The organism is Sphingobium sp. JAI105, from assembly GCF_015752145.1.
In the GTDB taxonomy this organism is placed as follows: domain Bacteria; phylum Pseudomonadota; class Alphaproteobacteria; order Sphingomonadales; family Sphingomonadaceae; genus Sphingobium; species Sphingobium xenophagum.
Map to the genome: position 1 here is coordinate 1,365,751 of NZ_JADOUC010000001.1, position 20,592 is coordinate 1,386,342.

Genomic DNA, 20,592 nt, shown 5'->3' on the forward strand with positions numbered 1-20,592 from the left:
CCGCGTGCAGTCGCGGTCGGGCAAAGGACGGCCGGGGTGCAGCCCGACCGCCTTACAGGCCTGATCAGCCCTTCAGCACTTCCAGCAGGGTCGTGCCCAATTCGGACGGGCTGGCCGCAACCTTGATGCCCGCCGCTTCCATCGCGGCGATCTTGCTTTCCGCGTCGCCCTTGCCACCCGACACGATCGCGCCGGCATGGCCCATGCGGCGGCCCGGAGGCGCCGTGCGACCGGCGATGAAGCCAGCCATCGGCTTCTTGCGGCCCTTCTTGGCTTCGTCGATCAGGAACTGCGCCGCCTGCTCTTCCGCGTCACCGCCGATTTCACCGATCATGATGATCGATTCGGTGGCGTCGTCGGCCAGGAACAGTTCCAGCACGTCGATGAAGTTGGTGCCATTGACCGGATCGCCGCCAATACCGACCGCCGTGGTCTGACCCAGGCCAGCGTTCGACGTCTGGAACACCGCTTCATAGGTCAAGGTGCCCGAACGCGACACGACGCCGACGCTGCCCGCCTTGAAAATGCTACCGGGCATGATGCCGATCTTGCATTCGTTGGGGGTCAGCACGCCGGGGCAGTTCGGGCCGATCAGGCGCGACTTGCTGCCCGACAGTGCGCGCTTCACGCGGACCATGTCGAGGACGGGGATGCCTTCGGTGATGCAGATGATCAGCGGAATTTCCGCGTCGATCGCTTCCAGGATCGAATCGGCCGCAAATGGCGGCGGCACGTAAACAACCGACGCATCCGCGCCGGTCTTGGTCTTGGCTTCCAGCACCGTGTCGAACATGGGCAGGCCGATATGGGTCGAACCGCCTTTGCCCGGCGTGACCCCGGCAACCATCTGGGTGCCATAGGCGAGCGCCTGTTCGGTGTGGAAGGTGCCGGTGGCACCGGTCATCCCCTGGGTGATGACCTTGGTGTTCTTGTTCACCAGAATGGACATGCGTGTCCCTTTACATTCTGTGGACGTGGCACTTGGTCGAATGCATCCCGTTTCAGGCTGCGCACTTACCTGAAACGGGATGGTGCAGCTCTGAAGTGTCAGGCGAGCGAGGGATCAATACCCTTGCACGCTTCCAGCAGTTCCTTGACGGCGTCGACCGAAACCTGAAGATTGGCTTTGGCTTCGTCGTTGAGTTCGATTTCGATGACCTGCTCGACACCATCCTTGCCGATGATGACAGGCACGCCGACATAGAGATTGTCGACGCCATATTGGCCGGTCAGGTTGGCCGCGCAGGGCAACAGGCGCTTCTTGTCGCCCAGATAGGATTCCGCCATCGCGATCGCGCTGGTGGCGGGCGCGTAGAAGGCAGAGCCGGTCTTGAGCAGCGCGACGATTTCGCCGCCGCCCGAACGGGTGCGCTGAACGATGGCGTCGATACGCTCCTGGGTGGAGCGGCCCTGCTTGATGAGGTCAGGCACAGGGATGCCCGCGACGGTCGAATATTCGATCACCGGCACCATGGTATCGCCATGGCCACCCAGCACGAAGCTGGTGACGTCCTTGGCCGACACGTTGAATTCTTCGGCCAGGAAGTGGTTGAAGCGCGAGCTGTCCAGCACGCCGGCCATGCCGACGACCTTGTTGTGCGGCAGGCCCGAAAATTCGCGCAGCGCCCAAACCATCGCGTCGAGCGGGTTGGTGATGCAGATGACGAAGGCGTCGGGCGCGTTGGCGGCAATGCCTTCGCCCACCGCCTTCATGACTTTCAGGTTGATGCCCAGCAGGTCGTCGCGGCTCATGCCCGGCTTGCGCGCAACACCGGCGGTCACGATGATGACATCGGCGCCAGCAATATCGGCATAATCGTTGCTGCCGGTGATCTTGGCGTCGAAGCCTTCGACCGAAGCGCACTGGGACAGGTCGAGCGCCTTGCCCTGCGGCACGCCTTCCACCACGTCGAACAGGACGATATCGCCCAGCCCCTTCAGGGCCGCGAGATGCGCGAGCGTGCCGCCAATGTTACCAGCGCCGATGAGCGCGATCTTGTTACGGGCCATATGTCTGTCATCCTCCAAGACGTAAACTCTGGAATTGATGGCCCGCTTAAGCCGATAATGCAGGGGTTTCAACTAACAAAGGCCGTACGAGCAAATTATCTTTGCAACTCATTCTCAATTGCGATAAGAGCAGCAACACCCTGTCGCTCCCGGCTCCCACCCTGGCCGTCGAGCTGTCCCTGCAGCGGTATCCTGCCGGATGCTTTCCCGACGGAGAGCATCCGGTCTGTTTTTCCCCGTTTTCAGCAAGAAGATTGCGTCATGATGACGGCAGCGCACGGCGGGCCGTGCCCGCTGCGGTACCTATTTGGGACCGTGGCCCAGCGCCAGATAATCGTCCGACTGCATTTCCATCAGTCGCGACACGGTCCGTTCAAATTCGAACGCGCCGTCTCCCTCCGGGTAGAGCCGCGCCGGTTCCGCGTCCGCCGACGCCAGCAACTTCACCTTATATTCGTACAGCGAGTCGATCAGCGTCACGAAGCGCGCGGCCTCATTGCGCTTCTCCGGCCCCAGGACCGGGATGCCGACGATGATCACCGTATGATATTTCCGGGCGATCGCCAGATAGTCGGGCGCGCCGCGCGCCTCCGCGCACAACCGCTTGAACGAAAAGACCGCCACGCCCTTCAGGCTCTTGGGCACATGGAGCGTCCGCCCGCCCTGCACCTTTATGTCCTCCGAGGGCACATGGGCGCGGTCTGACGGGGGATAATCGGTCAGGCGGAAAAATGCCGTGCTGAGCGCGACCGTCGCCGCATCGCCATTGGGGCAGTGCCACAAGGTCGCGTCGCCCAGTCGGTCGCGGCGATAGTCGGTCGGGCCGTTCAGCGTCAGGACGTCCAGACGATCCTTGATCAGGTCGATGAAGGGCAGGAAAAGCTGACGGTTAAGTCCATTTTTGTAGAGTTCATCAGGTTCGCGGTTGGACGTCGTGACGATCGTCACCCGCTTTTCCAGCAGCCCGGTAAACAGGCGGGACATGATCGCGGCATCAGCCATATTATTGACGACCATTTCGTCAAAACAGAGCAAGCGCGCTTCATCGGCCAGCGACTCCACGACCGGCGGGATCGGATCGCCCTTCTCCGACTTGCGGGCTTCCGCCAGCCGCGCATGGACGTCGAGCATGAATTCATGGAAATGCACGCGCTTCTTGCGCTGGATCTTCACCGTGTCGAAGAACAGGTCCATCAGCATCGACTTGCCGCGACCGACCCCACCCCACATGTAGAGGCCGCGCGGCGGCTCAGGCATTTTGCGCAGCAGCTTCCACAGCGTCGAACCGCGTGCGGGAACCGCCTCCAATTGCTGCTGCAAGGCGTCGAGTCGCAACGCCGCCGCGCGCTGATCGGGATCGGCGCGCAATTCGCCAGCCGCGATCAGCGCCTCATATCGGGCAACCACCCCTGTCACTTGGCCACAATGACCTTGCGCAATGTAGCGGTAGAGGCCGCGATCAAACCATCGCCCTGCGCGATCGTCATGCGCAGGAACAGCATCTTGCCCGTTTCCTTGAGCAGTTCGACATCGGCGATCATCGTCAGACCGCGCTTGCCCAGGCCCAGATATTGCATCGACAGGTCAATGGTGAGCGCGGCCATCTGATCCTCACGCCCCATCGCCCAGAGCGCGATGAAATAGGCGTGATCGGCAAAGCCAGCGGCAAAACCGCCGTGCATATTGCCAAAGCGGTTCATGTGCTGCGGTCGCACCTCCAGCGCGACCCGCGCCTTGCCCGGCGCGTCGCTGCGCGCATAGCCGCTGCCAATCACCGAGGGGAAATCGACGCTGTCCGAATCGCCCCAGCGCCGCCAACCGCTCCAATCCTCCGCCGGTTCGGCGGAAGCCATCGCCTCGGTCTTACTCACGACAATCAGAGCTGCCGCTCGACCATCATCTTCTTGGTTTCGGCGATCGCCTTGGCCGGAGACAGACCCTTGGGGCAGACATTCGCGCAGTTCATGATGGTGTGGCAGCGATACAGGCGGAAGGGATCTTCCAGTTCGTCGAGACGATCGCCGGTATATTCATCGCGGCTGTCCGCCAGCCAGCGATAGGCCTGCAACAGGATGGCCGGGCCGAGGAACTTGTCCGAATTCCACCAGTAGGATGGGCAGCTGGTCGAGCAGCAGGCGCACAGGATGCATTCGTAAAGGCCGTCCAGCTTCTCGCGATCGGCGGGCGACTGGAGCCGCTCCTTGCCCGATGGCGGCGGCGACACGGTCTTGAGCCAGGGCTGGATCGAATTATACTGCGCGTAGAAATGGGTGAAATCAGGAACCAGATCCTTGATCACATCCATATGCGGCAGCGGCGTGATCCGCACGTCCTTGCCCGAACATTCCTCGATCGCGGTGGTGCAGGCCAGCCCGTTCTTGCCGTTCATGTTCATCGAACAGGAACCGCAAATCCCTTCACGGCAAGACCGGCGGAAGGTCAGCGTCGGATCATATTCATTCTTGATCTTGATCAGCGCGTCCAGAACCATCGGGCCGCAATTGTCGAGATCAATCTCATAGGTGTCGTAACGCGGGTTCTGCCCGGAGTCGGGATCGTAGCGATACACCTTGAAGCTGCGCACCTTCGTCGCGCCTGCGGGTGCGGGGTGGGTCACACCCTTGCCGCTGATCTTGCTGTTCTTGGGCAACGCAAATTCGGCCATCTGAATAAGTCCTGCTATCCCGTTTCCACGCCCCTGAACAATATAGGGACCGCTTAGTCAAGCTGCACCATTGTGTTTGCGCACGAGTTCGCACGCCAGGTTCGCTTGCATCTGGTCAATCCAGGCCGCCCGTGGCAAGAGGGCGCCACCCCCTGATACGGCCATTCATGCGCGTCCTTTTCCTGTTCATTGGCGAACCCCATCACCTGTTTCATGCCCTGCCGATTGCAGCAGAAATGGCAGCCGCGGGTCATCGCCCGACCATCGCGCTGGCCAGCGAAGCGCATGTGCGCGTCATGCAACGTCTGGCCGATATTTACCCGGCGTTCGCGCCGGATGTGCATTTGCTGGGTCGGGGCCGGATCACCCGTTTGCTGCGCGCGATCGGCATCGGCCGTCATTCGCGCTTGCTGACCCTGCTGAGCGCGCTTCCCTTTCTGTGCGGGTTCGATGCGATTGTCGTGCCGGAACGTACCACCACCTTGATCCGCCACCTGCTGCCGCGCCACACCAGCCTGATCTTCACGCCCCATGGCGCGGGCGACCGCGCCATCATGCTGGACCCGCGCGACCGGCATTTCGATTTCGTGCTGGTTTGCGGGGAAAAGAGCGAGCAGCGGTTGCTGGAGGCTGGGACGATCCGCCCCGGCCATTATGCAACCAACGGCTATGTCAAATTGGACCTGATGGCGCAGATGCAGCAACGGCGGGTGCCGCTGTTCGACAATGATCGACCAACTGTGGTCTACGCCCCGCATTTCCGTCGCTCCCTATCCTCCTGGGATCGGTTCGGGCAGGATGTCATCGCATGGTTCAGCGCGCAGGATCGCTACAATCTGGTTGTCGCGCCGCATGTCCGCCTGTTTGCCGATGCGCCGCAATCGGCAAGGGACGCCATCACCGCGCTCGCCATCCCTGGCAAGGTCATGATCGATCTCGATTCGGATCGCCTGTTCGACATGAGCTATATGATCGGAGCGGACATTTATCTGGGTGACGTCAGCAGTCAGGTGTATGAATTTCTGGCCATACCGCGCCCCTGCCTGTTCCTGAATGCCCATGGCGTGCAGTGGCAGGGCGATGCGGATTATCTGTTCTGGACGCTGGGCGACGTGCTGGACGATCTGTCAGACCTGCAACAGGCGCTGGACCGGGTGGCAACGCGGCACCCCCACTATATCGATGCGCAGCGCCTGCGCCTCGCGGAATCGGTTGGGGGCGATCCAACCGGTGCGGCACGACGCGGTGCAGACGCCATCGCCGCCTTCCTTGAAAATGACGGCCCAGCCGGTAAGAGCGAAATATGATCACGCCCTCTGCATCGTCGCCCCCCAGCCTGTCGCTGATCGGCGTCAATCCTGCCCTGTTGTGGGGTATGACCAATGCCGAACGGCTGGCAAGACTGGCGCGCGCAGAGGGCATGACGGCCGATCCCGAAGCGACCGACGGGCGCCTCCATGTCAATCTGGACTATGTGTTCGATCCGGTTTGGCTGCGCCATGTTCTGGCTTCGCCCGGAATGGTCGTCATGGACGGCGACGCGCTTGTCATGGCGCATCTACCCCGGTCGATTGCGCCATCCGCCGATCAGATCGCCGCGCACCGGGCCACGCTGACCATCATCGATTATCGGGACGGCCCGCTGATCTACAACCGTCAGCTGCGCAAACTCGACTGCCCCTTCATTCAGCGGCTGACCCCGGCAACCCGGCGCGAGATTGAGCGGCGCAGCTATTTCGGCGCCTATAAGGGCGTCACCGACCTGCTGACCAAATATCTCTGGCCCGAACTGGCGCTGGTGCTGACGCGGATCGCGGCGCAGCTGCGCATGACCCCGAATATGGTTTCGGTGATCGGCGTGACCCTTTGCCTGCTTGCGACATGGTTGTTCGCGCAGGGCATGTACTGGACCGGCTTCCTGTCCGGCTTCATCTTCATGGTGCTCGACACGGTGGACGGCAAGCTTGCCCGTTGCACCATCACCTCGTCCAAATGGGGCAATGTGATCGACCATGGCGTCGATCTGGTCCACCCGCCCTTCTGGTGGTATTTCTGGGGGACGGGGCTGGCCTATTGGGGACTGGCGCTGTCGACCCGGACCTTCGCGCTGGTGATGGCGGCGGTGATCGCGGGCTATGTGCTGCAACGGCTGATCGAGGGGATGTTCCTCAAGGATTTCGGCATGGACATCCATGTCTGGCAGCGCTTCGACAGCCAGTTCCGCCTCATCACCGCGCGGCGCAACCCCAATATGGTCATCCTGTTCGTGTCGCTGCTGTTCGGGCGACCCGACATCGGCCTGATCGCGCTGGCTTGGTGGACGGTCATCTCCCTGATCGTCCATGCCGTGCGGCTGGCGCAAGCCTATGCCGTCAAGCGGTCCGGCCAGCCAATTGTCAGCTGGATGGAGCAAGCCCGGCCATGAACCCCACGATCGAGAAATTCGGCTGGCCCGCCACGCTGATTGCGGAGTTCACCCACTGGGTCGTGCTGCTCCGCCCGGCCCAGCCGACGCTGGGGTCGCTGATCCTCGCGGCCAAGAGCGACGCGACGGCGTTTGGCGACCTGCCTGGCGACGCCCATGCCGAACTCAAGACCGTTACCGTAGCGATCGAGGCGGCGCTGACCAAGGCGGTGGGCTATACGAAGATCAACTATCTGATGCTGATGATGGTTGACCCGCACGTCCATTTCCATGTCATACCCCGCTATGAAGGGACACGCAGCGCGGCGGGTGTGCGTGTGGCGGATGCGGGGTGGCCGGGACAGCCGGACCTTGGGTCTGCGGTCAAGCTCGACAGTGAGCTGGACAATGTAAAAGCGTGGCTGAAAATTCATTTCGATAACGAAATGAAGTAACCGACAGTCTCTTTGACGACCGCCGCTTTTATCGCCCGTAGCGCCCCTCGGCGACCCATTTCGCGGTCAATGCCGTCGCCGCCTCGACATCCTGATGGAAGTCGACCTCCTGCCATTCCAGCCCCTCGATCGACACGGTGCCGACCCTGTTGCCCTTGGCGATGATGTCGATCGCGCGCAGATACCAGCGTTCGACGCCTTCGGGGGTACGCATCATCTGGTCGATCTGGTTGCGGAAGATTGCTGGGCCTTCGCCGGTGAAGGCCAGCATGCCGATCGATTCAGCGTTGGTGTCGGGCGGCAGCAGCCGCTTGCCGATATGGTGCAGCCGACCACTCTCGTCGCGGTTCACCTTCATGTCGTCATCGTCATAGTCGGGCTTCACGTCGACTGTCACGGTGATCGCATCCTGCGTCCCGGCTATGAGCTTCGCGACGATTTCGTCCGACACGATGGTGTCGCCGTTCAGGATGATGAAGTCCCGGTCCATCTCCTCCCGCACGATCCAGCAGGTGCCAAGATTATCGGCCACCTGAAAGAAGGGGTTGAACACGCAGCGGATGCGCGCGCCGGTCTCGCGATACAATTGCAGCGCATGATCCTCGACCCGTTCGGTGCGGAACCCCGTCACCACCACGATGTCGGTCACGCCATTGGCGACCAGCGCGGCGATCTGCCAGCTGATCAGGGTGCGGCCGTTAAAGTCGATCATGCATTTGGGCACGTCGCGGGTCAGCGGCAACAGGCGCGATCCTTGTCCGGCGGACAGGATGATGGCTTTGGTGATGGTCATGGCGCGGGTCTTTAGAAGGGAAATTGGCCGAAAAAAAGGCGGCGTTTGCACTCGGTTCAGTGGGCGCTTAAAGCGCAGCGTGCTCCTGCGCAGGCAGGAGCCCAGATCGGAGCGAGGAACTGGGCTCCTGCCTGCGCAGGAGCACGTCGCGGTCAGTTTGAAGGACCTGGTTGGTTGATGTTCAAGCCCGGCGCAGCACAGGACGGCTTTTCCCGCATATTGGCCAATACCGGCTGGCTGCTGGGGGGCAAGGGCGTGGGCGCGGTCTTGAGCCTGGCCTATCTCGCCATCGTCACCCGCACGCTGGGCGTGGCCGATTTCGGGCGGTTCGCGCTGGTGCTGAGCGCGGCCACCGTCATCAAGACGATGACCAGCTTCGACAGCTGGCAGATCGTCGTGCGCTATGGCCAGACCCATCTGGCAGCGGACAATGGCGACGCGCTCAACCGGGTGCTGCGTTTCTGCATTATGATCGACCTTGCCTCCGCCGCGGTCGGCGGGGCGATTGCCGCCGTCATCATCCTGGCCTTTGGCGGCCTGCTGGAACTGCCGCCGGGCATGGGGTGGCAGGCATGGCTGTTCTGCATGGTGATGATGATCACGATCCGGTCCAGCCCCACCGGCATATTGCGCCTGTTCGACCGGTTCGATTCCGCCGCGCTCGCCGAAACCATGATCCCGGTCGGACGAATGATCGGCGCGGTCGCCGCGCTTTGGCTGATGCCGACCATCACCGGCTTTCTGATCGCCTGGGGCGCGGCGGAGCTATTATGTGCGCTCGCCTATTGGTGGCTCGCTTTGCGCGAAGGGCGCGGGCGGATCGGCGCGTGGCGCGCGGGACGGGCGCTGGATGCGCGGGCGGAAAATCCCGGCATTATCGGTTTCCTGACCGCCACCAACCTCCAGACCAGCCTGTCGTCCATGGGACAGCAGGTCGCGGTGCTGGTGGTCGGGCTGTTCGTCGGGCCAGTCGGCGCGGGCCTATATCGCCTCGCCAACCAGCTTGCCAATTCGCTGACGAAGATTTCCAGCCTGCTGTCGCGCAGCATATTCGTCGAGCTGTCACGCAGCGGCAGTCAGGGGGGCGAGGCGCTGGGCGCGCTGTTCCGCCGTACCAACCGGCTGGCGCTGGTCGCTGGCGCGGTGATCATCGCGCTGATCCTGACCATCGGCCATCCGCTGCTGGGGCTGATCGCCGGGCGGGAGTTTCTGCCCGCCTATCCGCTGCTGCTGCTGCTGGGCATCGCCGCCTGCATCGACCTGATCGGGGTCAGCTATCGCCCGCTGCTGATGGCGACCGACCGGGCGGGTCTGTCGCTGCGCATCACCTTCATCTCGACCGCGCTCTTGCTGGGGATGCAGGCCGCGCTGTTGCCGCTTTACGGCACGATGGGCGCAGCCAGCGCCAATATCGTCGCGGCCATCGCCGGCTTCGTGATGATGGGCCTGGCCAGCCGCAAGGCTGTTCGCGCGCAGGGGTGAGCGGGCGGCTGGGCGTAGCTTCACCTTCCGCCGTTCGTTTGGAGTGCAATCGAGAAACGTGGCCCGCGGTTTCTCGACTGCGCTCGAAACGAACGGCGGGTGGAAAATGACTCCGTGATCCCACCTCGCACGACGCCCAACGAAAAAGGGGCCGGAAAACCGGCCCCTTCTCGATCGTCTGACAGTAGCTGAAACGCTTAGCGCTTCGAGAACTGGAAGCTCTTGCGGGCCTTCGCCTTGCCGTACTTCTTACGTTCGACAACGCGGCTGTCGCGGGTCAGGAAGCCTTCGGCCTTGACCGCGCTGCGCAGCGCCGGTTCATACTTGGTCAGCGCCTGGGCGATGCCATGCTTGACCGCGCCGGCCTGACCCGAAAGGCCACCGCCCTTGACGGTGCAGATCACGTCATACTGACCGGTGCGGTCGGTGACGCCGAACGGCTGGTTGATCACCAGACGCAGAGTCGGACGAGCAAAATAGATTTCCTGATCGCGGCCATTGACCGTGATCTTGCCGGTGCCGGGCTTTACCCAGACGCGGGCAACGGCGTCCTTGCGGCGGCCGGTCGCATAGGCGCGGCCAAGATTGTCGATTTCCTGCTGGCGCAGCGGCATGGTCGACACAGGCGGCGCGATGGGCGCGTCGGCGGCAACGTCCGCAGCAGGCGCTTGCGCAGCGGCAGGCGCGGCAGCCGGAGCCGCGGCGGCTTCGGCAGCGATCTGTGCGAGATCAGACAGGGACTGGCGGTTATCGGACATTATGCACCCACCTTGTTCTTGCGGTTGCGCGACGCGAAGTCGAGCACTTCGGGGTTCTGGGCTTCATGCGGATGCTCGGCGCCGCCGAACACGCGCAGGTTGCGCATCTGCTGGCGACCCAGCGGGCCACGCGGGATCATGCGTTCGATCGCCTTTTCCAGCACGCGCTCAGGGAAACGGCCTTCCAGAATCTTGGCCGGGGTGGTTTCCTTGATGCCGCCGGCATAGCCGGTGTGCTTGTAATAAACCTTGTCGGTCAGCTTCTTGCCGGTGAACTTCACCTTGCCAGCATTGATGATGATGACATTGTCACCACAATCGACATGGGGCGTGAAGCTGGGCTTGTGCTTGCCGCGCAGGATGTTCGCCACGGTCGAAGCGAGACGGCCGACCACAAGGCCTTCCGCGTCGATCAGGACCCATTTTTTTTCGACCGTCGCCGGCGTCGCCGACTTGGTGGTCTTCATCAGCGCCTTCATGGTGCCAATTCTCCAGAATGAAAAAGGAAACCGGACGCCGTTGCCGACGCCCGGAAGTGGGGCGCTAATGACGGGTGGCAGGCTACAAGTCAAGAGATTCGGCGGCTTTGCTGACGGGTAAAGTAATACCCGTCGTTAATCGGCAGGCGTCAAATCCCGCTTTTCGGTCACCGCGCGCGTTCCCAGCGCCAGATTGCGCTGCTGCTGCTCGATCAGGCCGGTGCGCCGCGACAGGTGGTAAGTGACGCCGACGACGATCCCCTGCCCAGCCAATTGTTCATCCAGATCGAGCGCGGCATCCGACCGCGCCGTCACCCGCAGCACGCCTTCGACCGGGACCGGACGGCCAAGCGGCGCGCCAGCGACCGTCCGCACGCCGCGCCCCGCGCCATCCTCCACCGTGTCGCCAGCAAACAGGAAGATCGGTCGCAACTCGCCCGCCAGCAACGCCAGCCGCCCTTCCGGCGACAGGCCCGACAGCAAGGCCTGTACGGACAGCACGGCCTTGTGCCGCGGCGTGTCTGGCGCAAAGCTCGCCTGCATCTTTGCCAACCCGGCCTCTACCGCGCCCCAGACCGCATCCATATTGTCGAGCGCTGTAATCTGTCCCCTGGCATCGACATGAAAGCGATGCTCCACCCCGATCAGCGGCGTCAGCGCGGCGGCATAGGGTTCAGCGCCCGAAGCAGGCGCATCGCTGTCGATAGTGCGCAAGGTGGCGTGGAGGATATAGCCGTCCGCAACCTTGTCGAAACGCAGGTCGCGCGTCGCGGTGAACCGGCTGACCTTGCCTTCGACGGGGCGGTGTTGCTCGATCCGATAGGTGAGATTGCGATCGACCGGCGGCGCGAAGGGGATGGCGATCGCTTCGGCCTGTGCCACACCCGGCGCAAGCAGCGCCAGCCAGAGCGCCGCTGCACGCATCGCCATCATATGCGCCGGGTGCCAATGGCATGCGCGCCCCAGGCTGCCGACGCCACGACCAGAGCGCCGACCGCCTGATGCAGCACGGCGAGCGGCAGGGCGATGCCGCTCAGCACGGTCGCGATGCCCAGCACGATCTGCGTACCGACCGCCGCATTGATCGCGATCGAGGGTGCGCGCTGTCCGGCGCGCCTGGCCTGCCGGGCCAGCAGGATGAGCGCAACGGCAGCGCCCCAGGCCCACCAGCGATGGAGAAAATGGACGAGATAGGGATCACTGGAGACGGTGGCCCAAAGCGAACCCATCCAGCTGATCCCTTCCGGCACCAGATGATCGTTCATCAGCGGCCAGGTGCTGGATACATAGCCCGCATCCAGACCGGCCGTGAAGGCGCCCAACATTAGTTGCACGAACAGCGCCAGCAGCGCGACGAGCGCCAGCGGCCGCAGTCGTGCGGGACGGGCACGGCTGTTGCGCGACAGCGCCAGCAAATCGAGCGAGGTCCAGATCAATCCGCCAATGATGAAAAGCGCCGTCAGCAAATGTACCGCCAGCCGGTAATGGCTGACATCGGTGCGCAACGTCAGGCCCGACTTGACCATCCACCAACCAATCGCCCCCTGCAATCCGCCGAGCGCCAGCAGCGCCACCAGCCGGGGGCCATAACCTGCCGGAATGGCGCGTTTCCACGCAAACCATGCCAGCGGCAAGGCGAAGGCGATCCCGATCAGCCGCCCCAGCAGCCGATGCAGCCATTCCCAGAAGAAGATGAACTGGAAATCGGACAGGCTCATGCCCCGGTTGATCTGCTGATATTCGGGGATTTGCTGATAGAGGCGGAAGGCCTCCATCCACTGATCATGGGTCAGCGGCGGTATGGCGCCGGTGATCGGCTTCCACTGGGTGATCGACAGGCCCGATTCGGTCAGGCGGGTGATGCCGCCGACCACGACCATGAAGAACACCAGCGCAGCGACGAACAGCAACCAGCGGGCGATCGCCACCGGGCGGGGAGAGGGATTGGCCATAGCCGGTCCATGCCCCCAAGCCGATGGCGTTTCAAGCAGGACGATCGGGACAGATTGTCCCAGACGTCAAAGGCAGGCTTTCCAGGCCGCGACCAGATCGCGCCCGCGCGCGCCGACCAGCGCCGCATCGTCGCCGGCGCGGTAGAGCGCACCACCCACGCCGATCCCTTCGCAGCCGCCCGCCAGCCACTCGCCGATCGTGTCCGCGCCGGTGCCGCCCACGGCCCAGACGCCGACATGTTTGGGGAGCACATCCTTGATCGCCTTCACATAGGCCGGGCCGAGCCGGGCAGCAGGGAAGAGCTTGATCCGGCGCGCGCCCGCGGCGATCGCGGCAAAGGCTTCGCTGGGGGTCATGAAGCCGGGCAGCAGGTCAAGGCCCAGTTCCGCGCCGCGCGCAATGACAGCGGGGTTGGTGTTGGGTGTCACCATGATGCGCCCGCCCACGCCATGCAGTTGTTCCAGCGCCTCGACGCTCAGCACCGTGCCCCCGCCAATGATCGCGCGGTCGCCAAAGGCCTGTTGCATCGCGCCAATGCTGACGAGGGGGTCGGGCGAGTTGAACGGGACTTCAAGGATGCGGATGCCCGCCTCCACCAGCGCCGCGGCGACGTCCAGCGCCTCGACCGGGCGGATGCCGCGCAGGATGGCAGCGATCGGCGGCGCGCCATCGGTCAGCAGGTCGTCCATCGTCATACCAACATATCTCCAGCATAACCCAGTCCGGCCAGCGCGCAGGCGTCGCCATCCAGACGGTGCGATTCCACGCCCTGCACGGCCAGCGCGCGGGCATAGCGATCCGACAGGCGCGCATCGCCGATCAACGTGACGCCATGGTCCGCGCGCAGCAAAGCGCGCGCTTCGGCTATTTCGCCGCCGATCAGCAGGCCCGACAAATAGCCCAGCGCCCAGTCGGTGGATCGCCCGGCACGCAACCGCATCGCCCGCGCGGCGAACAGTCCGGCCAGCACAGCCCCCTCCCCCGCCCGCGCCAGCCCTTCGGCAAAGCCCGCAGCCTCTTCGGCGGCGTCGCCGACGCTATCCTTTGGCCCCAGCGTCGATCCGTCCCGCAGCAAGGCGAACAGTTCGCCGGTGGGCACGGTGCGGAACGCCAGCACCCGGCCGTCCTCGACCAGCGCCCATTTGCTGTGGGTGCCCGGCAGCACGATCAGGCGACGGCCCTGCGCCAGTGCCGGATCACGCACGCAGGCGCCGAAAATCTGCGCTTCCTCGCCACGCATGACGTCGGGGACGCCATCCGCGCCGGTGCAGGCCAGTCCCGCCATGATCGCGATCGGCACGCCACGCCAGTCAAAGCCTGTGACGGCTGCGCGCCAGGCTTCCACATCGGACGGGCAATCGGCATAGGGCGCCTCCACCCAGCCATCGCGCGCGCCAACCATGCCGCACAGGGTGATGGAAAGCGGCATGGCATCGGCCAGCCAGGGGGCGACCGTATCGGCAAAGGCGGCTTCCGCATTCCGCCCGGCGACAGCGATGCCCGGCCCGTCGCGGCGCGCGACGATCCGCCCGTCCTCGACCCGGAACAGGCGCAGATTGCTCGTTCCCCAATCGCCGATGACCCGGTAGCCGTTCATCGCGGACCGGCTTTCGTAAAAATCTCGATCCGCCTCACTTGTCCTCGACACAGCTTCTTGAATTCCTATTTGTCTGAGTATATCAAGAGGCCAAGCGCGTCAACGTGCCATAGTCCATCAAGTGTCAGGATGCCCAATGAGTGATTCGTCCAAGCCAGCCTTCAAATTGCGCAGTCGCGCCTGGTTCGACAACCCCGACAATATCGACATGACAGCGCTCTATCTGGAACGCTATCTGAATTTCGGGCTGAGCCTGGAGGAATTGCGCAGCGGCAAGCCGATCATCGGCATCGCCCAGACCGGCAGCGACCTTTCGCCCTGCAACCGCCATCATATGGTACTGGCCGAACGCATGCGCGACGGTATTCGCGAAATGGGCGGGATCGCGCTGGAATTTCCGGTCCACCCGATTCAGGAAACCGGCAAGCGCCCGACGGCGGGCCTGGATCGCAACCTTGCCTATCTGGGGCTGGTCGAAGCGATGTACGGCTATCCACTCGACGGGGTGATCCTGACCACCGGCTGCGACAAGACCACACCTGCGCTGCTGATGGCGGCTGCGACCGTCAACATCCCCGCCATCGCCCTGTCCGTCGGCCCGATGCTGAATGGCTGGCACAAGGGCGAGCGCACCGGGTCCGGCACCATCGTATGGAAAGCGCGGCAATTGCTGGCGGCGGGCAAGATCGACGATGAAGGCTTTATCAAGCTGGTCGCGTCGTCCGCGCCATCGACCGGCTATTGCAACACCATGGGGACAGCATCGACCATGAACTCGCTTGCCGAGGCGCTGGGCATGATGCTGCCGGGTTCGGCCGCTATTCCCGCCCCTTATCGCGATCGTCAGGAAGCCGCCTATCTGACCGGCAAGCGCATCGTCGAGATGGTGCATGAGGATCTCAAGCCATCCGACATTCTGACCAGAGATGCGTTCCACAACGCCATCATGGTCAACAGCGCCATCGGCGGATCGACCAACGCGCCCATTCATCTGGCGGCGATTGCCCGCCATATCGGCGTCGACCTGCCGCTCAAGGATTGGGAGAGCGTCGGGCACAAGATTCCCTTGCTGGTCAATCTCCAGCCTGCGGGCGAATATCTGGGCGAGGATTATTATCGCGCCGGGGGCGTACCCGCTGTGGTGGCGCAGTTGATCGCGCAAGGGCTGATCCATGAAGGCGCGATGACCGTCAACGGCAAGACCATGGGCGACAATTGCCGGGGCGTGGAAATAGAGGATGAGAAGGTCATCCGCCCCTATGACCAGCCGCTGGTCGAGGATGCAGGCTTCCTGGTGCTGTCGGGCAATCTGTTCGACGCAGCCGTCATGAAAACCAGCGTCATCAGCGCCGAATTCCGCGACCGTTATCTGTCCAACCCGGACGATCCCAACGCCTTTGAAGGGCTGGCAGTCGTGTTTGACGGGCCGGAGGATTATCATCGCCGCATCGACGATCCGTCGGTCGGTATCACCGACCAGACATTGTTGTTCATGCGCGGCGCGGGGCCGATCGGCTATCCCGGCGCGGCCGAAGTCGTCAACATGCGCCCGCCTGCCTATCTGATTACCGAGGGCGTATCGGCCCTGCCCTGCATCGGCGATGGGCGCCAGTCCGGCACGTCGGGCAGCCCGTCGATCCTGAACGCATCGCCCGAAGCGGCGGCGATGGGTGGCCTCGCGCTGCTGGAAACGGGGGACCGGGTGCGAATGGACCTGAACGCCGGTACCGTTAACGTGCTGATTTCCGAAGAGGAACTGGAAGCGCGGCGTGCAGCGCTGGTGGCCGCAGGCGGCTATAAATATCCCGCATCGCAAACCCCCTGGCAGGAAATCCAGCGCGCCGTCGTGGGGCAGATGAATACGGGTGCGATCCTTGAAGGGGCGGAGAAATATCAGCGCATTGCCCAGACCATGGGCCTGCCACGCGACAATCACTGACCCCCTATTTCATGAATATGGAGACTATTATGTTCAACGGAGCCATTCTCGTCGGTGCAGGCGAGCGTCAGGGCGGCGATCCATTCCATGCGATCCACCCGGCCACCGGCGAAAAGGGCAGCGTCGCCTTTTCCAGCGCCATGCCGGACGACGTCGCGGAAGCCGCCGCGCTTGCCGACGCGGCGTTTGACAGTTTTTCGACGCTGGCCCCCGACGCCCGCGCCACTTTCCTGGAAACCGTCGCTGACCAGATCGTCGCCATTGGCGACCTGCTGATTGAAACCGCGATGGCGGAATCCGGCCTGCCGCGGGCGCGGCTGGAAGGCGAGCGCGGCCGCACCGTAGGCCAGTTGCGCCTGTTCGCCAGCTATGTGCGGCTGGGTGACTGGCTTGACGCCACCATCGACCCTGCCATGCCCGACCGTGCGCCGCTGCCGCGTGCGGACCTGCGCCGCGTCAACCATTCGGTCGGCCCGGTCGCCGTGTTCGGCGCGTCCAACTTCCCGCTCGCCTTCTCGGTCGCGGGGGGCGATACCGCTTCGGCCTTCGCTGCAGGGTCGCCTGTCATCGTGAAGGGACATAGCGCCCATCCCGGCACGGGCGAACTGGTCGCCCGCGCCATCCAGGCGGCGGTCAAGGCGTGCGGCCTGCATGAAGGCGTGTTTTCCTACCTGCCCGGCAACAACCGGGCGCTGGGCGGCGCGCTGGTTGCCGATCCGCGCGTCAAGGCGGTGGGCTTCACCGGATCGCGCGGCGGCGGTGTCGCGCTGATGAAGATCGCGGCCGAACGGGCGGAGCCGATCCCGGTCTATGCCGAAATGTCCTCGATCAATCCGGTCGTCCTGCTGCCCGGCGCGCTGGCCGACCGGGCCGCGGCGATGGGGACGGCCTTTGTCGGATCGCTGACCATGGGGTCGGGGCAGTTCTGCACCAACCCCGGCCTGGTCATCGCGCTGGACGGGCCGGACCTCGACACATTCGTTGCGGCAGCGGCGGAAGCCTTGTCCGGCGCTGCGCCGCAGGTCATGCTGACCCCCGGCATCCACGACGCCTATGAAAAGGGCGTTGCGGCTCTGGAAAGCGCGGAGGGCGTCACCACCATCGCGCGCGGCACGGAAGCGGAAGGCTGCAACCGGGGCAAGGCCGCTTTCTTTGCAACCGATTCGGCGACCTTCGGCGCGAACCCGCTGCTGGCGGAAGAAGTGTTCGGGTCTTCGTCGGTGCTGATCCGGTGCAGCAGCATCGATGAAGTCATCGCCACCATCGCGGGCCTTGAAGGCCAGTTGACCGCAACGCTGCAACTGACGGACGCGGACAGCGCCGACGCAGCCCGGCTCCTGCCCGTGCTGTCGCGCAAGGTTGGGCGTATCCTGACCAATGGCTGGCCCACCGGCGTCGAAGTGACCCATGCCATGGTCCATGGCGGCCCCTTCCCATCGACCGCCGATGGCCGATCCACATCGGTCGGCACGCTGGCGATGATGCGTTTCCTGCGGCCTGTCTGCTATCAGGACGTGCCGGATGCACTGCTGCCCGCCGCCTTGCAGGCGTCCAATCCGCTCGGCCTCAATCGCCGGATCGACGGCAAGCTGGTGGTCGCGGCATGACTATCAGGGCAGGTCTGGTGGGGCTGGGCAAAATCGCGCGCGACCAGCACCTGCCCGCAATGGCCAGGACGGCTGGCATCGATCTGATCGCCATCGCCAGCCGCAACGCGCGAGGGGACGGGGTGCATAATTATCCCGACCTCGGCGCGATGCTGGCGGGCGAGCCGGATCTGGACGCGATCATCCTGTGCCAGCCGCCCCAGGCCCGCTATCATGCCGCGCGGCAGGCGCTGCTGGCGGGCAAGCATGTGTTTCTGGAAAAGCCACCGGGCGCGACCGTGTCCGAAGTGGAGGCGCTGATCGCGCTGGCCAAGGCGCAGAATGTCACCCTCTATGCCAGCTGGCACAGCCGCTATGCCGCCGCCGTGGCGCAGGCGAAGGCGTGGATAGCGCAGCGCAGGATAGAGCGTATCTCGATCCAGTGGCGCGAAGATGTCCGTCACTGGCATCCCGGCCAACCCTGGATATGGGAAGCGGGCGGTTTCGGCGTGTTCGATCCGGGCATCAATGCGCTGTCCATCCTGACCGAAATCGTACCCGAACCCGTCACCCTGCTGTCAGCCAGCCTGGAGATACCATCCAACAAGGACGCTCCCATCGGCGCGACGCTGGCGATGGCGACCGCATCGGGCGCCCCGATCGACACTGTGTTCGACTGGCGGCAAACCGGGCCGCAGACATGGGACATTGCGGTCGATACCGATAATGGCAACCTGCTTCTGTCCGAAGGCGGCAATATGCTGCGGTTGGACGGGGAGGTTCAGATGAAAGCCCCGGACGAGGAATATCCCGCCATGTATCGCCGGTTCGTCGATTTGGTTGCCACGCGCACGATTGATGCTGACATCGCGCCGCTGCGGCTGGTAGCTGATGCCTTCCTTTGTGGACGGCATTGTCCTACGGCGATATTCGAGGACTGAAACGGGAGAGACTATAGTGGCTAGCGGGCGCAAGGTCGGATCGGAAGAGAGCGGGCTGCGTATCCACCAGACGATCGCGCGCGATCTGGGCACCGCTATCCTGACTGGCCGTTACCAGCCCGGCGAATTGTTCGAAGGCGAGATTGAGGCGTCCGACCGCCTGGGCGTTTCGCGCACCGCCTATCGCGAGGCGGTCCGCATCCTGATCGCCAAGGGAATGCTGGAAAGCCGCCCCAAGGCCGGTACCCGCGTCCTGCCGCGCAATCGCTGGAATGTGCTGGACCCCGAAATGCTCGCCTGGATGTTCGCGGGCGAACCGGATTCTCGGTTCATCCGCGACCTGTTCGAACTGCGCGGCGTGATCGAACCAGCCGCAGCGGAATTTGCCGCACGCCGCCGCACCGACGAGCAACTGGCGGTGATGGAAACGGCGCTCGACGATATGGGGCGCTATGGCCTTTCCACACCGGAAGGCCGGGCCGCTGATCAGCGCTTCCACAATATGATCCTGGCCGCGACCCGCAATGACGCGCTGGAGGCTCTGGCCAGTTCCGTGGGCGCAGCGGTGAGCTGGACCACGACCTTCAAGCATCGCATGAAATTGTTGCCGCGCGATCCCCTGCCCGATCACCGCGCCGTGTTTCAGGCGATCGCCGCGCGCGACACGGCAGCGGCGCGGGCGGGCATGGCCGAATTGCTGCGGCTGGCGCTTGCTGACATGGACATTGCGCTGGTGGAGCCGAACGGCGAAGGCTGAGCAGTCCCCCGCCACTCACCATACATTTTGATACAAAATTCTTCCTGCGACTCATTTGCAATTGCGAATCGTTCGCGGTATGCGGTCGACATCCATCCTCGCAGGACCAGTCACCCATCCGATGCACGGAACCGCCCGCCTTAAGCAGCAGCAGAAGAAGAAGTCCGCCAAATCCTTCTGGCTCAAGCAGCTGCATAGCTGGCACTGGATCAGTTCGGCGATCAGCCTGGTCGGGCTGCTGCTTTTCGCTTTCACCGGCATTACGCTCAACCATGCCGCCGATGTCGAAGGATCGCCCCAGACGATCGAGAAAAATGCGACTTTGCCCACCGATCTGCGCAAGCTGATTGCGCCAGATGATGCGCCCGATGCCAAAAAGCCGCTGCCTGCGCCGGTCGCGGCCTGGGTTGAAAAGACGACCGGGCAGCGCGGCGGTGGCGAGGCGGAATGGTCTGCCGACGAAATCTATCTCGCGTTGCCCCGCCCCGGCGGCGATGGATGGGTCTCGATCGACCGGAACGATGGGACGATGACCAGCGAAGCGACCAGCCGGGGTTGGGTCAGCTATCTCAATGATCTGCACAAGGGCCGCAATACCGGCACGGTGTGGAAATGGTTTATCGACATTTTCTCGGTCGCCTGTTTCCTGTTCGCGCTGACCGGACTGCTGCTGCTCCAGTTGCACGCGAAGAAGCGCCCCAGCACCTGGCCGCTTGTCGCCATTGGCCTAGCCCTGCCGGCAGTGCTGGCCATCATCTTCATCCATTAAGGGG

The 20,592-nt window shown here is 63.8% G+C and carries 21 protein-coding genes; 9 read left to right on the forward strand and 12 right to left on the reverse strand.

Features of this window, described 5'->3' with window-relative positions:
- Window positions 1–64 precede the first annotated feature (64 nt).
- From sucD to IWY39_RS06455, 5 genes are all read right to left on the reverse strand, one after another.
- Window positions 65–949: a succinate--CoA ligase subunit alpha gene (sucD, locus tag IWY39_RS06435; RefSeq protein WP_019051676.1), complete on the reverse strand. Its 885-nt coding sequence runs from the start codon at window positions 947–949 to the stop codon at window positions 65–67.
- A 98-nt stretch (window positions 950–1,047) separates the two neighbouring features.
- Entirely contained in the window at window positions 1,048–2,010 is a 963-nt protein-coding gene (gene mdh, locus IWY39_RS06440) for a malate dehydrogenase (RefSeq protein WP_017182653.1), read from the reverse strand.
- A gap of 303 nt (window positions 2,011–2,313) precedes the next feature.
- Entirely contained in the window at window positions 2,314–3,426 is a 1,113-nt protein-coding gene (gene zapE / locus IWY39_RS06445; RefSeq protein ID WP_107124128.1) for a cell division protein ZapE, read from the reverse strand.
- Complete coding sequence (locus IWY39_RS06450) at window positions 3,423–3,863, reverse strand: PaaI family thioesterase (protein WP_107124129.1); 441 nt, start codon at window positions 3,861–3,863, stop codon at window positions 3,423–3,425. The genes zapE and IWY39_RS06450 overlap by 4 nt, the downstream gene beginning before the upstream one ends.
- A 23-nt stretch (window positions 3,864–3,886) precedes the next feature.
- Complete coding sequence (locus tag IWY39_RS06455) at window positions 3,887–4,675, reverse strand: succinate dehydrogenase iron-sulfur subunit (protein ID WP_017182650.1); 789 nt, start codon at window positions 4,673–4,675, stop codon at window positions 3,887–3,889.
- 167 nt (window positions 4,676–4,842) lie between these two features.
- Here IWY39_RS06455 and IWY39_RS06460 point away from each other — a divergent pair, with 167 nt between their 5' ends.
- The 3 genes from IWY39_RS06460 to IWY39_RS06470 are packed head-to-tail and all read left to right on the forward strand — an operon-like array spanning window position 4,843 to window position 7,534.
- Window positions 4,843–5,982 (forward strand): hypothetical protein, encoded by a 1,140-nt coding sequence (locus IWY39_RS06460; protein ID WP_107124130.1) that lies wholly within the window; start codon window positions 4,843–4,845, stop codon window positions 5,980–5,982.
- A complete protein-coding gene (locus IWY39_RS06465) occupies window positions 5,979–7,100 on the forward strand; it encodes a CDP-alcohol phosphatidyltransferase family protein (RefSeq protein ID WP_107124131.1) in 1,122 nt (373 codons plus the stop codon). The genes IWY39_RS06460 and IWY39_RS06465 overlap by 4 nt, the downstream gene beginning before the upstream one ends.
- The gene (locus tag IWY39_RS06470; protein WP_107124132.1) at window positions 7,097–7,534 is read left to right on the forward strand and encodes an HIT family protein; all 438 of its coding nucleotides are present in this window, start codon (window positions 7,097–7,099) and stop codon (window positions 7,532–7,534) included. Before IWY39_RS06465 ends, IWY39_RS06470 begins: the two co-directional genes overlap by 4 nt.
- Window positions 7,535–7,562: 28 nt before the next feature.
- On the opposite strand, the gene IWY39_RS06475 is transcribed toward IWY39_RS06470, so the two are convergent.
- Entirely contained in the window at window positions 7,563–8,327 is a 765-nt protein-coding gene (locus IWY39_RS06475) for a phosphocholine cytidylyltransferase family protein (protein WP_017182646.1), read from the reverse strand.
- A gap of 177 nt (window positions 8,328–8,504) precedes the next feature.
- Here IWY39_RS06475 and IWY39_RS06480 point away from each other — a divergent pair, with 177 nt between their 5' ends.
- Complete coding sequence (locus IWY39_RS06480) at window positions 8,505–9,809, forward strand: lipopolysaccharide biosynthesis protein (RefSeq protein ID WP_107124133.1); 1,305 nt, start codon at window positions 8,505–8,507, stop codon at window positions 9,807–9,809.
- A 197-nt stretch (window positions 9,810–10,006) separates the two neighbouring features.
- On the opposite strand, the gene rpsI is transcribed toward IWY39_RS06480, so the two are convergent.
- The 6 genes from rpsI to IWY39_RS06510 all read right to left on the reverse strand — a co-directional run bounded on the left by rpsI (window position 10,007) and on the right by IWY39_RS06510 (window position 14,596).
- Complete coding sequence (rpsI, locus tag IWY39_RS06485; protein ID WP_017182644.1) at window positions 10,007–10,567, reverse strand: 30S ribosomal protein S9; 561 nt, start codon at window positions 10,565–10,567, stop codon at window positions 10,007–10,009.
- Window positions 10,567–11,046: a 50S ribosomal protein L13 gene (gene rplM / locus IWY39_RS06490; protein ID WP_017182643.1), complete on the reverse strand. Its 480-nt coding sequence runs from the start codon at window positions 11,044–11,046 to the stop codon at window positions 10,567–10,569. Before rplM ends, rpsI begins: the two co-directional genes overlap by 1 nt.
- Before the next feature lie 135 nt (window positions 11,047–11,181).
- The gene (locus IWY39_RS06495) at window positions 11,182–11,979 is read right to left on the reverse strand and encodes a hypothetical protein (protein ID WP_229380594.1); all 798 of its coding nucleotides are present in this window, start codon (window positions 11,977–11,979) and stop codon (window positions 11,182–11,184) included.
- Window positions 11,976–12,998 (reverse strand): COX15/CtaA family protein, encoded by a 1,023-nt coding sequence (locus IWY39_RS06500; protein ID WP_107124134.1) that lies wholly within the window; start codon window positions 12,996–12,998, stop codon window positions 11,976–11,978. The genes IWY39_RS06495 and IWY39_RS06500 overlap by 4 nt, the downstream gene beginning before the upstream one ends.
- Window positions 12,999–13,064: 66 nt before the next feature.
- Window positions 13,065–13,694 carry a 2-dehydro-3-deoxy-6-phosphogalactonate aldolase gene (locus IWY39_RS06505; protein ID WP_107124135.1) on the reverse strand — a complete coding sequence of 210 codons (630 nt, stop codon included), beginning with the start codon at window positions 13,692–13,694 and terminating at the stop codon, window positions 13,065–13,067.
- The gene (locus IWY39_RS06510; protein ID WP_107124136.1) at window positions 13,691–14,596 is read right to left on the reverse strand and encodes a 2-dehydro-3-deoxygalactonokinase; all 906 of its coding nucleotides are present in this window, start codon (window positions 14,594–14,596) and stop codon (window positions 13,691–13,693) included. Before IWY39_RS06510 ends, IWY39_RS06505 begins: the two co-directional genes overlap by 4 nt.
- 136 nt (window positions 14,597–14,732) lie before the next feature.
- Between IWY39_RS06510 and IWY39_RS06515 the strand changes: the two genes are divergently transcribed.
- The 5 genes from IWY39_RS06515 to IWY39_RS06535 all read left to right on the forward strand — a co-directional run bounded on the left by IWY39_RS06515 (window position 14,733) and on the right by IWY39_RS06535 (window position 20,588).
- The gene (locus IWY39_RS06515; protein WP_017182638.1) at window positions 14,733–16,535 is read left to right on the forward strand and encodes an IlvD/Edd family dehydratase; all 1,803 of its coding nucleotides are present in this window, start codon (window positions 14,733–14,735) and stop codon (window positions 16,533–16,535) included.
- Window positions 16,536–16,564: 29 nt separating this feature from the next.
- The gene (locus IWY39_RS06520; RefSeq protein WP_107124137.1) at window positions 16,565–18,142 is read left to right on the forward strand and encodes an aldehyde dehydrogenase (NADP(+)); all 1,578 of its coding nucleotides are present in this window, start codon (window positions 16,565–16,567) and stop codon (window positions 18,140–18,142) included.
- On the forward strand, window positions 18,139–19,062 hold the full coding sequence (locus IWY39_RS06525) for a Gfo/Idh/MocA family protein (protein WP_107124138.1): 924 nt from the start codon (window positions 18,139–18,141) through the stop codon (window positions 19,060–19,062). The genes IWY39_RS06520 and IWY39_RS06525 overlap by 4 nt, the downstream gene beginning before the upstream one ends.
- A 16-nt stretch (window positions 19,063–19,078) precedes the next feature.
- The gene (locus IWY39_RS06530) at window positions 19,079–19,819 is read left to right on the forward strand and encodes a FadR/GntR family transcriptional regulator (protein ID WP_107124139.1); all 741 of its coding nucleotides are present in this window, start codon (window positions 19,079–19,081) and stop codon (window positions 19,817–19,819) included.
- A gap of 79 nt (window positions 19,820–19,898) precedes the next feature.
- Window positions 19,899–20,588: a PepSY-associated TM helix domain-containing protein gene (locus IWY39_RS06535; RefSeq protein WP_107124140.1), complete on the forward strand. Its 690-nt coding sequence runs from the start codon at window positions 19,899–19,901 to the stop codon at window positions 20,586–20,588.
- Window positions 20,589–20,592 lie beyond the last annotated feature (4 nt).

Bases quoted from the DNA above. Each gene is read 5' to 3' on its own strand.
- sucD (WP_019051676.1), bottom strand. From the start codon at position 949: ATGTCCATTCTGGTGAACAAGAACACCAAGGTCATCACCCAGGGGATG.
- mdh (WP_017182653.1), bottom strand. From the start codon at position 2,010: ATGGCCCGTAACAAGATCGCGCTCATCGGCGCTGGTAACATTGGCGGC.
- IWY39_RS06450 (WP_107124129.1), bottom strand. From the start codon at position 3,863: ATGGCTTCCGCCGAACCGGCGGAGGATTGGAGCGGTTGGCGGCGCTGG.
- IWY39_RS06455 (WP_017182650.1), bottom strand. From the start codon at position 4,675: ATGGCCGAATTTGCGTTGCCCAAGAACAGCAAGATCAGCGGCAAGGGT.
- IWY39_RS06460 (WP_107124130.1), top strand. From the start codon at position 4,843: ATGCGCGTCCTTTTCCTGTTCATTGGCGAACCCCATCACCTGTTTCAT.
- IWY39_RS06465 (WP_107124131.1), top strand. From the start codon at position 5,979: ATGATCACGCCCTCTGCATCGTCGCCCCCCAGCCTGTCGCTGATCGGC.
- IWY39_RS06470 (WP_107124132.1), top strand. From the start codon at position 7,097: ATGAACCCCACGATCGAGAAATTCGGCTGGCCCGCCACGCTGATTGCG.
- IWY39_RS06475 (WP_017182646.1), bottom strand. From the start codon at position 8,327: ATGACCATCACCAAAGCCATCATCCTGTCCGCCGGACAAGGATCGCGC.
- IWY39_RS06480 (WP_107124133.1), top strand. From the start codon at position 8,505: ATGTTCAAGCCCGGCGCAGCACAGGACGGCTTTTCCCGCATATTGGCC.
- rpsI (WP_017182644.1), bottom strand. From the start codon at position 10,567: ATGTCCGATAACCGCCAGTCCCTGTCTGATCTCGCACAGATCGCTGCC.
- rplM (WP_017182643.1), bottom strand. From the start codon at position 11,046: ATGAAGGCGCTGATGAAGACCACCAAGTCGGCGACGCCGGCGACGGTC.
- IWY39_RS06495 (WP_229380594.1), bottom strand. From the start codon at position 11,979: ATGATGGCGATGCGTGCAGCGGCGCTCTGGCTGGCGCTGCTTGCGCCG.
- IWY39_RS06500 (WP_107124134.1), bottom strand. From the start codon at position 12,998: ATGGCCAATCCCTCTCCCCGCCCGGTGGCGATCGCCCGCTGGTTGCTG.
- IWY39_RS06505 (WP_107124135.1), bottom strand. From the start codon at position 13,694: ATGACGATGGACGACCTGCTGACCGATGGCGCGCCGCCGATCGCTGCC.
- IWY39_RS06510 (WP_107124136.1), bottom strand. From the start codon at position 14,596: ATGAACGGCTACCGGGTCATCGGCGATTGGGGAACGAGCAATCTGCGC.
- IWY39_RS06515 (WP_017182638.1), top strand. From the start codon at position 14,733: ATGAGTGATTCGTCCAAGCCAGCCTTCAAATTGCGCAGTCGCGCCTGG.
- IWY39_RS06520 (WP_107124137.1), top strand. From the start codon at position 16,565: ATGTTCAACGGAGCCATTCTCGTCGGTGCAGGCGAGCGTCAGGGCGGC.
- IWY39_RS06525 (WP_107124138.1), top strand. From the start codon at position 18,139: ATGACTATCAGGGCAGGTCTGGTGGGGCTGGGCAAAATCGCGCGCGAC.
- IWY39_RS06535 (WP_107124140.1), top strand. From the start codon at position 19,899: ATGCGGTCGACATCCATCCTCGCAGGACCAGTCACCCATCCGATGCAC.